The 11714-nt window shown below is 45.6% G+C and carries 14 protein-coding genes; 7 read left to right on the top strand and 7 right to left on the bottom strand.

Going from position 1 to position 11714, the window contains the following annotated elements; genetic code table 11:
- The first annotated feature begins 236 nt into the window (after window positions 1-236).
- The 3 genes from QZ938_RS23480 (at window position 237) to QZ938_RS23470 (ending at window position 3085) form a co-directional block, all read left to right on the top strand.
- Complete coding sequence (locus QZ938_RS23480; protein WP_293353556.1) at window positions 237-1208, top strand: GTP-binding protein; 972 nt, start codon at window positions 237-239, stop codon at window positions 1206-1208.
- The gene (locus tag QZ938_RS23475; protein ID WP_293353554.1) at window positions 1196-2278 is read left to right on the top strand and encodes a WD40 repeat domain-containing protein; all 1083 of its coding nucleotides are present in this window, start codon (window positions 1196-1198) and stop codon (window positions 2276-2278) included. The genes QZ938_RS23480 and QZ938_RS23475 overlap by 13 nt, the downstream gene beginning before the upstream one ends.
- A gap of 126 nt (window positions 2279-2404) precedes the next feature.
- The gene (locus tag QZ938_RS23470; protein WP_293353552.1) at window positions 2405-3085 is read left to right on the top strand and encodes a CADD family putative folate metabolism protein; all 681 of its coding nucleotides are present in this window, start codon (window positions 2405-2407) and stop codon (window positions 3083-3085) included.
- 243 nt (window positions 3086-3328) lie between these two features.
- Here QZ938_RS23470 and QZ938_RS23465 read toward each other — a convergent pair whose 3' ends face one another.
- Window positions 3329-4168 (bottom strand): metal ABC transporter permease, encoded by an 840-nt coding sequence (locus QZ938_RS23465; protein ID WP_293353550.1) that lies wholly within the window; start codon window positions 4166-4168, stop codon window positions 3329-3331.
- 130 nt (window positions 4169-4298) lie between these two features.
- Window positions 4299-5018 (bottom strand): metal ABC transporter ATP-binding protein, encoded by a 720-nt coding sequence (locus tag QZ938_RS23460; RefSeq protein ID WP_293353548.1) that lies wholly within the window; start codon window positions 5016-5018, stop codon window positions 4299-4301.
- 88 nt (window positions 5019-5106) lie between these two features.
- On the opposite strand from QZ938_RS23460, the gene QZ938_RS23455 reads away from it, so the two are divergent.
- On the top strand, window positions 5107-6153 hold the full coding sequence (locus QZ938_RS23455; RefSeq protein ID WP_293353546.1) for a zinc ABC transporter substrate-binding protein: 1047 nt from the start codon (window positions 5107-5109) through the stop codon (window positions 6151-6153).
- Window positions 6154-6238: 85 nt separating this feature from the next.
- Here the strand turns inward: QZ938_RS23455 and QZ938_RS23450 are convergent, their stop codons facing one another.
- Together QZ938_RS23450 and QZ938_RS23445 are read right to left on the bottom strand one after the other, a co-directional pair.
- Window positions 6239-6502, bottom strand: a complete 264-nt coding sequence (locus QZ938_RS23450; protein ID WP_293335499.1) for a hypothetical protein — start codon at window positions 6500-6502, stop codon at window positions 6239-6241.
- A 276-nt stretch (window positions 6503-6778) separates the two neighbouring features.
- Window positions 6779-6946 (bottom strand): metallothionein, encoded by a 168-nt coding sequence (locus QZ938_RS23445; RefSeq protein WP_293151441.1) that lies wholly within the window; start codon window positions 6944-6946, stop codon window positions 6779-6781.
- 288 nt (window positions 6947-7234) lie between these two features.
- On the opposite strand from QZ938_RS23445, the gene QZ938_RS23440 reads away from it, so the two are divergent.
- Window positions 7235-7645, top strand: a complete 411-nt coding sequence (locus tag QZ938_RS23440) for a helix-turn-helix transcriptional regulator (protein ID WP_293335534.1) — start codon at window positions 7235-7237, stop codon at window positions 7643-7645.
- Between the two features lie 220 nt (window positions 7646-7865).
- Here QZ938_RS23440 and QZ938_RS23435 read toward each other — a convergent pair whose 3' ends face one another.
- On the bottom strand, window positions 7866-8066 hold the full coding sequence (locus tag QZ938_RS23435; protein WP_293146624.1) for a heavy-metal-associated domain-containing protein: 201 nt from the start codon (window positions 8064-8066) through the stop codon (window positions 7866-7868).
- Between the two features lie 356 nt (window positions 8067-8422).
- Window positions 8423-9283 carry a 3-deoxy-7-phosphoheptulonate synthase gene (gene aroF, locus QZ938_RS23430; RefSeq protein WP_293353544.1) on the bottom strand — a complete coding sequence of 287 codons (861 nt, stop codon included), beginning with the start codon at window positions 9281-9283 and terminating at the stop codon, window positions 8423-8425.
- Between the two features lie 446 nt (window positions 9284-9729).
- Here aroF and QZ938_RS23425 point away from each other — a divergent pair, with 446 nt between their 5' ends.
- Window positions 9730-9981 (top strand): hypothetical protein, encoded by a 252-nt coding sequence (locus QZ938_RS23425; RefSeq protein ID WP_293353542.1) that lies wholly within the window; start codon window positions 9730-9732, stop codon window positions 9979-9981.
- Between the two features lie 460 nt (window positions 9982-10441).
- Here the strand turns inward: QZ938_RS23425 and QZ938_RS23420 are convergent, their stop codons facing one another.
- Complete coding sequence (locus tag QZ938_RS23420) at window positions 10442-11206, bottom strand: sulfotransferase domain-containing protein (protein ID WP_293353540.1); 765 nt, start codon at window positions 11204-11206, stop codon at window positions 10442-10444.
- Between the two features lie 230 nt (window positions 11207-11436).
- On the opposite strand from QZ938_RS23420, the gene QZ938_RS23415 reads away from it, so the two are divergent.
- The gene (locus QZ938_RS23415; protein WP_293365646.1) at window positions 11437-11631 is read left to right on the top strand and encodes a hypothetical protein; all 195 of its coding nucleotides are present in this window, start codon (window positions 11437-11439) and stop codon (window positions 11629-11631) included.
- The last annotated feature ends 83 nt before the right edge of the window (window positions 11632-11714 follow it).

The following is an 11714-nucleotide window of genomic DNA, read 5'->3' as shown; positions in this document are numbered from 1 at the left end:
GGTTCGTAGTCAGGACTTTAGTCCTTCTTCTATGGATGCGGACTAAAGTCCTCACTACGAACCTACAATTTGTCAAGGTTCGTAGTCAGGACTTTAGTCCTTCTTCTATGGATGCGGACTAAAGTCCAGGCTCTCGCGAACAATTTATTAATATTATTTAATATTGTGGCTGCTACCAGCCAGTCTGGTGTAAAATAGTGACAATGGTTATCATTCTACAAAACTAGAGGTAAAATATGGTTGCTGCTGGAGCGATCGAATCAGTTCCCGTGACCGTTCTCACAGGCTATCTCGGTGCAGGCAAAACTACGCTACTTAACCACATTTTAACACAGGAGCACGGCAAAAAAGTTGCAGTCATCGTCAACGAATTCGGTGAAGTAGGCATCGACAACCAACTAATAATTGATGCCGACGAAGAAATTTTTGAGATGAACAACGGCTGCATTTGCTGTACAGTCCGAGGCGACTTAATTCGGATTATCGGCAACTTAATGAAGCGGCGCCAAAAATTTGACCACATAGTCATCGAAACGACAGGTTTAGCCGACCCCGCACCCGTAATTCAGACATTCTTTGTAGACGAAGATATGCGGGATCAATTGCTGCTAGATGCAGTAGTTACTGTCGTTGACGCCAAGCACGTATGGCAACATTGGGATGCCGAAGAAGTTCAAGAACAAATTGCCTTTGCTGACGTAGTTTTGCTCAACAAAACAGATTTGGTCACAGCCGAAGAGTTGGCAGAATTAGAAAAGCGAATTCGCGCCATGAATGCAATGGCAAAAATTCACCGCACTCACAACGCAGAACTAGAAATTGATGCCTTATTAGGCGTTAAAGCATTTGATTTGAATCGGGCATTAGAAATCGAACCCGACTTTTTGGGCGAACACGAACACGAACACGACGCAACAGTAACTTCCGTAGCAATAGTCGAACCCGGTGCGATTGATGGTAATAAATTCAGCGATTGGATTGAGGAATTGCTGCGAACTCAAGGCCCGAATATCTTTCGCACAAAAGGCATTTTAAATATAGCGGGAAAAAACGAGCGATTTGTTTTTCAAGGAGTGCACATGATATTTGATGGCCAGCCCGATAGACTTTGGAAAGCCACGGAAACTCCGAAAAACGAGCTCGTATTCATTGGTCGCAACTTAAACGAAACTCAATTGCGAGAGGATTTCCGCCGGTGTCTAGTTTAAAAAGTAGCGAACCAGCCCTGGAATTTCACGCGAAAGCAATGCTATCTGACTATGTAACTGCTGTTACTTGGTCGCGAGACGGCAAAACTTTAGCGGTTTGTTCCGCTGCGGGCGAAGTGATGCTGGCGACAGTAGGGGCAGTTAATCAATTGTCCTTGCAACTGCTGCAAGGTGCCACAGGGAAATCGGCAGATTGCTTGTCTTTTTCCGCCGACAGTCAATTCCTAGCTGCGGGCGGACAAGATGGACGGGTGCGAATTTGGCGCGTTAATTCTGGGGAATTAATTGCTGATTTGGACAATCGGCGCGTCTGGGTTGATAAGTTAGCTTGGAGTCCGCACTGCAATCAGTTAGCTTTTAGCATGGGCCGCTGCGTTCAAATCTGGAATGCTGATGATAATGTTGTGGAAGTCACGCTGAATTTCGACTCATCATCTATCCTAGATTTAGCATGGCATCCTCTTGTTCAATATCTGGCAGTTAGCGGCTATCAAGGTGTTAAAGTTTGGAGTGGCGAAGATTGGGACGAAGACCCGGAAATTTTATCAGTACCGTCCGCAACAGGTGCAATTGCTTGGTCGCCACAAGGGCAATATTTAGCTTGTGGCAATATGGACAATACCCTAATTGTTAATGAGTGGGGCAGTTTTCAACCGTGGGTAATGCAGGGTTTTCCGGGGAAAGTTCGCGAGTTGGCTTGGTCGGATAAAACTAATTCTTTGGGTGCACCTTTGTTGGCTGCTTCGAGTTCTCAAGGCGTTTCTGTCTGGGAAAGAGATGCTGATGAAAGTGTCGGTTGGGAAGGTTGGGCCCTAGAGGTTCATGAAAAAGTTGTAAATGCGATCGCCTTTCAACCTAACACATTTTTATTAGGTTCTGCATCCGCCGACGGTCAACTTTGTTTGTGGGATGAAGCAGAACAATTGCTGCAAATTCTCGAAGGCGCACAGGGCGGTTTTTCCTGTCTTGCATGGCATCCCGAGGGTCAATTTCTCGCAGCCGGCGGTAGTGGCGGGGAATTGCTGGTTTGGTCAAAGTCTATGCGCGGCAAAGGGTTCGGGCGGCGCTAAGCTGGCATAACGGGCGATCGCGCGAGTGTTGCAAAAACATAAACAATTGAAAACTTGGTATTGACAAAATCCCAGATTGCAATAACATTTTAGTGGCTGCACAATCCCTAAGGGCGATCGACAATTATGACTCAACAGCAATTTCTCGAACAACTCAACAGCATTCTCGACCAAAACCACCTGCTGAAACATCCGTTCTACCAAATGTGGAACGAAGGCAAACTCGACATCGCAATGTTGCAAGAGTACGCACAAGAATACTACCTGCAAGTTCATAACTTCCCCACCTACGTCAGCGCTACCCACGCCGCCTGTGACGACATCAAAATTCGTCAAATGCTCCTCGAAAACCTCATTGAAGAAGAAAGAGGCGCCGCAAATCACCCCGAACTGTGGCTGCGCTTCGCCGAAGGTTTGGGTTTAGAAAGAAATGCAGTTCTCGATCGCGAATATTTAGAAAAAACCACCGAATCTGTCCGCATTCTCAAAGACTTAGCGCGCAGCGAATCTCCCGCCAAAGGTTTAGCCGCCCTCTACGCTTACGAAGCACAAATCCCCGAAGTTTCTACAACCAAAATCGCTGGTTTAAAGGAATTTTACGGCATCGATTCACAAGCTGCTTTGTCTTTCTTCCAAGTTCACGAAAAAGCCGATGAGTTCCACTCAGAAGCCACCCGTGAAGCTTTGTTACAGCTTTGTGAAACTGAAGAAGCACAACAAGAAGCCCTATTAGCTGCCGAGAAAGCAACTTTTGCTCTTAATTTACTGCTTGATGGTGTTTACGAAACCTATTGTCAAGCTAAGTAAGCATCAAAAAACCGTTATTTGTACGACGGGTTAAAAAGGATTGGTGTCAATAAGTACATCAAACATAGAAATAGGTAGGTAGTTGCGCTTCAGCGCTCTTTACACATATATATTAAAGAGGGCTAAAGCCCAACAACGTACCTTATCTCGTCTCTTTCAAAAATAGGTACGTAGTTGCGCTTCAGCGCTTTTTAGGCATATATCCAAAGAGGGCTAAAGCCCAACTACGTACCTTTCATCGGACTATTCTCCTCTCTTTCTCGTCAAAATTCCTTGACTGGGACTGAACAGCAAAGCTACTAAAAATAATCCAAAAACAACTAATACAATTGCTGCACCAGATGGCATATTAAAATAATAGCTGAGATACATTCCAGTCAGACTAGCTGTAATTCCAATAATTGCGCCCACTCCCATCATTAAATGTAACTCTTTTACTAACAAATACGCCGTAATTCCCGGCCCGATTAACAGCGAAATTACTAATAGTGCGCCCACCGTTTGCAAACTCGCCACAATCGTTAGCGTAATCGCCGAAATCATCCCCAAGTAAATCCAGTTTACAGGTAAACCAGAAGCCTGTGCTCCTAGCGGGTCGAAGGTATAGAATAGTAGTTCTTTGTAAAAAATTTTAACTGCGACTAAAATAATTACAGTTATCGTAAAAGTCTGCTGTACGTCAGACGGTGCAACTGACAATATATTCCCAAACAAAAACCCGTCTAAGTCTAGTTTTGTTGTCCGCAACACGCTAATTAAGGTGACGCTAATTGCTAAAAATGTCGATAAAATTAATGCCATAACTGCATCTATTTTAATCCGGGATTGCGATTGAATCCACGCCATAATTATCGCGCTAATGATTCCTGAGATAAATGCGCCGATGGAAATATTGAAACCTAAAGAAAATGCCACCGGCAGTCCTGCTAATACTGAATGGGCAATCATGTCTACCATCATTCCCATTTGCTGTACAATTAAGTATGAGCCAACTACTGCACAGACAATTCCTAGCAATATGCCGACGGCGATCGCATTTCGCATGAACTCGAATTTAAGCGGATCGATTAGTATGTTTAACATTAAATTTCCTTGATAACAGATAACAGTCGGCGGTTGAAACCGCGCCTACACAAACAAAGTCCGCCTCCGCGGACTGAAGATGAAATTTAAAAATTCTGCACACCTGAAAATTAAAATAATCTCATTTTGCTTAGGCGGAAACTAAGCTTAAATCGTATCCATAGGCTTTTTGAATATTGGCAGCAGTCAGCACTTCCCGGCAGGAACCAGTGGCGATTAACTGCTTGTTGAGCAATAATAAATTATCGTATTGTTTTAAGGTTTCGCCTAAGTCGTGGCTGATTACTAGCAATGTTTTGTTTTCGGCTTTGAGTTCTGCGAAAATATCGAAGATAATCTCTTCTGTGGCTTTGTCGATCGCGCTAAAGGGCTCGTCGAAGAAGAATAAGTCGGCTTGTTGGGCGATCGATCTTGCTAAAAATATGCGCTGCTGCTGTCCCCCGGAGAGTTCGCCAATTTGCCGATCGCGCAAATCCCACATTCCCACCCGCAACAAAGCAGCTTTCACCAACTCCTGCGATTGCTTCGAGGGAGTGCGAAACCAACCAGTCTGGACAGTCCGCGCCATCATCACCGCATTGTGCACTGTAATTGGATAGTCCCAGTCAATTTGCGATCGCTGCGGCACGTAAGCCACCCGTCGCAATTGTTCCTTCAACAACCGCCCCTGATATTTTACCAAACCCCGACAGGTCGGAATCAATCCCAGCATCGCTTTCACCATGGTGCTTTTCCCCGCGCCGTTGGGGCCGAACACACCAGTTAACTGTCCCGGATCTAACTGAAAATTCACGCCGTTGAGGGCCGAAATTCCTCGATAATTTACAGCCAAGTCTTGCACTTCTAACATAATTCCAGATTTTGAGAACGATTCTTGTTCGTGCCTACTAGAATAGGATAACTCTAAAAGTAATAACGATTATCGTTCCAAAGGTGAAATGTTAAAAAACTTGACGGAAAAAAGCAGCAGATTGTGCAGTGTGGCGGTTTTGGCGATCGCCTGCGGACTGGTTGGGTGTTCTTCGGGTTCCGAAACCAGCAAGTCGGCGCCCCAGAGTCCAGCCACCACTCAAACTCAAGCCACTCCCGCCACCAATTTGCCAAAAGTAGTAGCTACGACTGGTGTCATCTGCGATATAACCAGAAAAATTGCCGAAAGTTCGATCGACACTACCTGTCTCATCAAGCCCGGAGAAGATCCCCACGCCTACCAAACCAAACCAGAAGACAGCAAAGCCATTGAAACAGCAAATCTGATTTTATACGCCGGCTACGACCACGAACCCAGCATCATTAAACTAATTAAATCCAGTGCCAATGCCGCACCCAAAATAGCCGTACACGAACTCGCCGTTCCCAAACCGCTGATGGGCGAACACGAACACGAACACGAAGAAAAAGCGGAAAATAAACCCCACGCAGAAGGCGAAAAAGTTGCCGACCCTCACGTTTGGCACAATGCTCAAAATGGCATCCGCATGGTAGAAACTATTCGCGATGAATTGAAAAAGATTGCTCCCAACAATGCCGAACTTTATACCAGCAATGCCGCTAAATTAACAGGTGATTTCCAAAAACTAGATGTTTGGATTAAGGCTCAAATCGCGACAATTCCGGCGGATAAACGCAAGTTAGTAACCACTCACGATGCTCTGAGTTACTATGCCGATGCTTACGGTTTGGAGGTAGCTGGAGCTTTGCAGGGAGTAACCACAGAAGAACAGCCGACAGCCGCCAGAATTGCCGAATTATCATCACAAATTAAGACAGCAGGAGTGCCAACAATTTTTGTAGAAACCACAACCAATCCGAAGTTAATGCAGACTGTAGCGAGGGAAGCAAATGTCAACATTTCCGACAAAGAACTTTACAGCGACGAGTTAGGTGGTTCAGGCACCGGTGCTGATACCTATGAAGGAATGCTAAAAACCAATACTTGTGCAATTACCTCCGGCCTCGGCGGCAATTGTACACCCTTTCCGTAGTGCGCGCAATTTGGTTTGTAGTGAGGACTTTAGTCCGCATCAATCAGAGGACTAAAGTCCTCACTACAAACCTTATTAGACTCTATCAATAAGGCGAATTGCCGTCATCGGTACTGGGGGGTTTTTGCCCAATTCCCAATTGCTTCTTAGAGGATTTTAAATCTTTCCAAAGCGCCTTAATATCTTTATAGGCTTTCTCGGCGCTAATTTTACCCCCAGTTTCCAGAGAGCAAATATAAGTTATTTTCTGAGCAAATTCCTGCAAGTTGGCATTAAATGCCAAGTTTTCAGGTGTGAAATCACCGTAGTAGCGACTGCGAGGATGTAAAAAATCTTCCCGGTCTTTCATTGCCCCCTCCTAATTCAACTTTTGGTTTTGTTTCTGCTATTAATAGCAGTCTTTGCACTTAGTATTGCGACGCTAACTTGCTTTGATTGTATTCCCAAGGTAACAATTGTGCTTTTTCCCTGTGTACTTAGTCGATTAAACCACTTTTAATCTTTGATTACCCTTATTTTAACCTTAATTTAACCTAAAAACACAAAAATTGGGAAATGCGCTGTTCGCATCTCCCCTTAGATATATTTTTACAGAGGTTCCTTAACCTTTTCGGAAGCGGAATATTTATTTGCTGCACTCGCAGCCGGTGTGGCCGCAGCCGCTACCGTTGGGGTGCCCGTCAGCGCAAGCAGTCGAACAGTAGGATTTTCCGTCTTTTGCGATCGCTTCACTGAGGCTGACAACGCACAAACAAGAAGGACAGGCGCATTTCATTTGGGTGACTGTGGTCATTTTACATTCTCCTGGTGTGTTTCGCTCTACTTTATATATGAACATATATTCAGGTATATGTCAAGGAGATTTCAACAGTTGACAGTTGACAGTTGACAGTTGACAGTTGACCGAAGGAGGGCGACCTCTACCTTTAAGTCCGAGGATTGGAATAATGAAAAGTCTGATTTTCATTTCTCCCGCTCCGGTTTGGGGCTTTCAACTAATTGTTTCTGGTAAAAGTTTTGTAACAAAAGGTTGACCGATCGCGCTAATATGAAAATGAGAATTAAAATCAGCCGGGAAAAGATGTCACCGAAGTCTGCTGTTAACGGAGCGATAAGTCAGCCTGACCAACAAAACGATACACCAACCTGCGGGCGATCGCACGCAGTTGAAAGTTCACGGGTTGGACACATCCAAACACAAGTGCTGAAGACAGCAAAAGCCCAACGGATGGCAGAGTTTTTCAGTCTTTTGGGAGATGCGAACCGGCTGCGGCTGCTGTCTGTGTTAGCAAATCAAGAATTGTGCGTGTGCGACTTGGCGGCGGCTTTGAGCATGAGCGAATCGGCTGTATCGCACCAGTTGCGGGCGTTGCGGGCGATGCGGTTGGTAAGTTACCACAAAGTTGGGAGACAAGTTTTTTATAGTTTACTCGATCGACACGTTTTAGAACTTTACCAAGCAGTCGCCGAACACTTGGACGAAGAATCTTAATTAGTCAGTTGTTGGTTGTCCGTTGTTGGTTGTCAGTTGTCAGTTGTCAGTTGTCAGTTGTCAGTTGTTGGTTGTCATTGGTAATTTCTGTTGGGGCGAGTTCACCAATATCTATAATGCACGTCGAGAATATTTGTAAACTCGCCCTCCCCAACCAAAGATTCGGGTAAGCGATTATTTGTAAATCAGCCCCGATCGCAAACCAGGGCTTATCGTAATATTAGGCTTCTAGAACAGTGTGACCGGAAGCAACCACAGCTTGTTTAATAGACTCTTCCGAGGCTTTAGCTTCCACAGTCACAGTTTTGGCTGCTAAATCCACATCAATCTTAGCTTCGGGTTCAACGGTTTTGATGGCTTCGGTAATAGTGTTTCCGCAGCCGGAACAGACGATCGACGGAACATGAAGTTTGAGTGCCATAATTAAGCGATATCTTGTAGATGACAGGATTGATCTTGTTTCTATCTTAGCCAAATCTCCCTTGATATTTGAGATTTTTCGTCCTATTTTTTGTCTCATACCGTTTTTTCAAGGTAGGAAACGGCACTGCCTTTCGTCGTGTCAACAATCGCCTGAAAGCCATGATAAATCTCGTTTTTACCCCAGTCCAGATCCCCCTAAATCCCCCTTAAGAAGGGGGACTTTGAGAAGATTCTTGTCCCCCCCTTCTTAAGGGGGGCTAGGGGGGATCTAGATTTAATAGTCAAACAGCAGTCTCTGACTACGTTTGAGTTTAAGTTGACACGAAGAAGGGCAGTGCCGTTTCCCTACGAATATCACCTGACACTTAATACTTTTGAAGGTAAATTAGCCTCCGGTACCAACCGCCCGACGGCCGCAGCCACAGGCCGCAAACTTGCAACCAAATCTACCATATCCGGCAAAGAAAGAGCTTGCCGCGCGTCAGAAACGGATTTTTCTGGTTGCGGGTGACACTCAACAATCAACCCATCAGCACCGCAAGCAACCGCTGCTTTTGCAAGAGGTGCGACTAATTCCCGCTTGCCGGCGGCGTGAGAAGGATCTACAATTACTGGCAGATGAGTTAACTGTTTTAGGGCTACGACTGTACCCAAATCTAAGACGTTGCGGGTGTAATTGTCGAAGCTGCGGATGCCTCTTTCGCACATCACTACATTCGGATTTCCGTGGCTGAGAATGTATTCGGCGGCCATTACAAATTCTTCGATGGTTGCTGACAAACCGCGTTTTAGTAAGACTGGTTTTCCGGCTTGACCGATCGCCTTTAGTAACTCGAAATTTTGCATATTGCGACTGCCTATTTGCAGCATATCAGCATAGGCGACAACCGGATCGATTTGGGCGATCGACATTACCTCTGTCACCACGGGTAAACCGTAACGCCGGCTGACATCGGCTAAAATTTCCAGTCCCTCAATTCCCATCCCTTGGAAAGCATAGGGAGAAGTGCGGGGTTTGTATACTCCCCCCCGCAAAGCCTGCACCGGTGCGACTGAGAGTTTGCTGGCGACTGTCTCCATTTGTTCTGAACTTTCAACGGTACAGGGCCCGCCGACAATTAATAATTCTGTGCCGCCGACTGAGACTGTTTCTGATAGTTTGACAATAGTTTGGTGTTCGGGATGAGATTTGGTTGCGAGTTTGGCTTCTAACATGATGGAATTCTCCTAAAAAATCGAGTGATTGGTTGACAATAAAAAACCCGGAACCTTTAAGGAGTTCCGGGTTGGCGCTAAAAGACAGCACGACAATTTACCCAGAACTCCTGCGGGGCCAAAAATAAAAGCCGTAATACCAGTTACTGAATAATGTCATTGCTGTTTTCGCTTGCGATGATTGGTGGATGGGACAAGAAGTAGAAAAAACAAAACCGCAGGTGTTAGTCTGCGGTTCGCCCGGATGTTCACAGCAATCTGTAAATTCACTCCGGGCGAACTTGACCGTACCAAAAATAAAAATAGCTGTTGGTTGCGAACATAGGTGAAGCGATGCGATTACTGATTAAATGCAATGCTATTCGTTAACCTAGCGCAGAGTGGTAGTAATGTCAAGGCCTTTTTGCAACAGGTACGTTGTTGCGCTTCAGCGCTCTTTGAGATATATGAGAAAGAGCGCTTTTCCCGGAACTACGTACCTTACGGCTGTGCAATTTAGTCCCAATCGAAGTCTCGATCGCACAATTGAGTTAATCTCTGATTGGGCGATCGATCGTATTCCCTCAATTACTCGTATTTTGATATATCTCTCAAAGAGCGCTGAAGCGCAACTACGTACCAAAGAGAGCGCTGAAGCGCAACTACGTACCTTAAGGCATTTAGTCCCAGCCTCCGTCTCGATCGCACAATTGAGTTAATCTCTGATTGGGCGATCGATCGTCTGCCCTCAATTACTCGTATTTTGATATATCTCTCAAAGAGCGCTCAAGCGCAACTACGTACCAAAGAGAGCGCTGAAGCGCAACTACGTACCTTTTAGTCCCAGCCTCCGTCTCGATCGCACAATTGAGTTAATCTCTGATTGGGCGATCGATAATATGCCCTTAATTGCTCGTATTTTGATATATCTCTCAAAGAGCGCTGAAGCGCAACTACGTACCAAAGAGAGCGCTGAAGCGCAACTACGTACCTTTTAGTCCCAGCCTCCGTCTCGATCGCACAATTGGGCTAATCTCTGATTGGGCGATCGATCGTATTCCCTCAATTACTCGTATTTTGATAGATCTCTCAAAGAGCGCTGAAGCGCAACTACGTACCTTTAGAGCGCTGAAGCGCAACTACGTACCTTTAGAGCGCTGAAGCGCAACTACGTACCTTTTAGTCCCAGCCGAAGTCTCGATCGCACAATTGGGCTAATCTCTGATTGGGCGATCGATAATATGCTCTTAATTGCTCGTATACTGTCTCGCTGACGGGCTGATATTGGTTGGAGTTGTATTTTTCGTAGGTTTCTAGTTGGTGCGGCGGCAAGTCTAGAAATTTTAACACGCTGTTGTAAGTGCCGCAAGGATTAACATACAAATCTTCGCTTTTGAGGATTAAAAGTTGTGATTTGGGAAATAGCTGCATCCAGGCTGGAAGTTGGTCGGCGTATATACCGCGGCTGAGATATGTGTAGTGGCGGTGGTTGTAACTTTCGTAGGTTGGACTCGCTAGGATTTTTTCGATTTCGCCTTTGAGTCTTTCGGGTTCGCGGGCGATCGCACTTTCGAGAGATAGCGATTCGTAGCCAATTTTTATGTAGTAATGATAGTGGGAAATTGCGCGTTCTACTGGGTTTCTCAGCAGGGCGATGATTTTAACTTTCGGACACAAATCGTGGATGCGCTGGGCGACTCGGGGATGAAAAATATAGTAGGGGCTGGCTTCTCCGGTTAGCAGTTGTTCGCCGCTTTGTATCTGGGGAAATTGGGAATAATACCAGTCCGGGCTTTTGTCGAAGTTGAGGTCGAAATAATGGATTTCTTTTTGGGCGGCGGGGGCGATTTGGGGATGTTGGATCAGGTAGTTGTACAGGGATGTTGTGCCGCCTTTTTGGACGCCGATGATGATGAAATCGGGGGGTTTGGAGGGTTGTTTCATGGATTGGTGATGATATCTGGCGCTTGGTTGGTGTCGGTTTGGGCGTCGAACTGTCGATCAATATAGCTTACAGCCGAGTTGCGATCGCGCGATCGTCCAATTAACTCGGTGGGGTTGTGGTTTTTTTAGCCGATCGTGCTACTATTACGTTCAACGCGATTGCGCGCAATACGTAGCGATTCGTTGTCGATCGCCAGATGCGAGAATGCAGGTATGCGCGTTTGAGAGATATGGCTAAAAAAATTCCACCTGACATGGCTGAGCTGAGCGTTTACGTTGACAAAAAGCTAAAGTTGCAATTCAAACTAGCTTGTACGGCCCAAGAAAAACCAATGAGTGAAGTCGTTGGTTTGCTGATGAAGCAGTGGCTAGAGATACAAGCAAGGGACTCGCGGATAAATAAAATACCAGTCACAATGGGATAATTGTGATATCCCATTTTGGTAAAGTTTCAGAACGTTGCCATGAGGGCAAATACTGTTTTAACTCATGAGGTAAGACTTTCACT

Source organism: Microcoleus sp. CAWBG27 (genome assembly GCF_020883145.1).
GTDB lineage: Bacteria > Cyanobacteriota > Cyanobacteriia > Cyanobacteriales > Microcoleaceae > Microcoleus.
Note: the sequence above shows the minus strand (reverse complement) of the source record. Positions and strands in the feature narration are given on the sequence as shown.

What these genes read in the sequence shown, in the direction of transcription:
- QZ938_RS23450 (WP_293335499.1), bottom strand. Translation starts at nt 6,502, where the DNA reads ATGAAAGACCGGGAAGATTTTTTACATCCTCGCAGTCGCTACTACGGT.
- QZ938_RS23455 (WP_293353546.1), top strand. Translation starts at nt 5,107, where the DNA reads ATGTTAAAAAACTTGACGGAAAAAAGCAGCAGATTGTGCAGTGTGGCG.
- QZ938_RS23465 (WP_293353550.1), bottom strand. Translation starts at nt 4,168, where the DNA reads ATGTTAAACATACTAATCGATCCGCTTAAATTCGAGTTCATGCGAAAT.
- QZ938_RS23440 (WP_293335534.1), top strand. Translation starts at nt 7,235, where the DNA reads ATGTCACCGAAGTCTGCTGTTAACGGAGCGATAAGTCAGCCTGACCAA.
- QZ938_RS23425 (WP_293353542.1), top strand. Translation starts at nt 9,730, where the DNA reads ATGAGAAAGAGCGCTTTTCCCGGAACTACGTACCTTACGGCTGTGCAA.
- QZ938_RS23445 (WP_293151441.1), bottom strand. Translation starts at nt 6,946, where the DNA reads ATGACCACAGTCACCCAAATGAAATGCGCCTGTCCTTCTTGTTTGTGC.
- QZ938_RS23415 (WP_293365646.1), top strand. Translation starts at nt 11,437, where the DNA reads ATGGCTAAAAAAATTCCACCTGACATGGCTGAGCTGAGCGTTTACGTT.
- aroF (WP_293353544.1), bottom strand. Translation starts at nt 9,283, where the DNA reads ATGTTAGAAGCCAAACTCGCAACCAAATCTCATCCCGAACACCAAACT.
- QZ938_RS23480 (WP_293353556.1), top strand. Translation starts at nt 237, where the DNA reads ATGGTTGCTGCTGGAGCGATCGAATCAGTTCCCGTGACCGTTCTCACA.
- QZ938_RS23420 (WP_293353540.1), bottom strand. Translation starts at nt 11,206, where the DNA reads ATGAAACAACCCTCCAAACCCCCCGATTTCATCATCATCGGCGTCCAA.
- QZ938_RS23435 (WP_293146624.1), bottom strand. Translation starts at nt 8,066, where the DNA reads ATGGCACTCAAACTTCATGTTCCGTCGATCGTCTGTTCCGGCTGCGGA.
- QZ938_RS23470 (WP_293353552.1), top strand. Translation starts at nt 2,405, where the DNA reads ATGACTCAACAGCAATTTCTCGAACAACTCAACAGCATTCTCGACCAA.
- QZ938_RS23460 (WP_293353548.1), bottom strand. Translation starts at nt 5,018, where the DNA reads ATGTTAGAAGTGCAAGACTTGGCTGTAAATTATCGAGGAATTTCGGCC.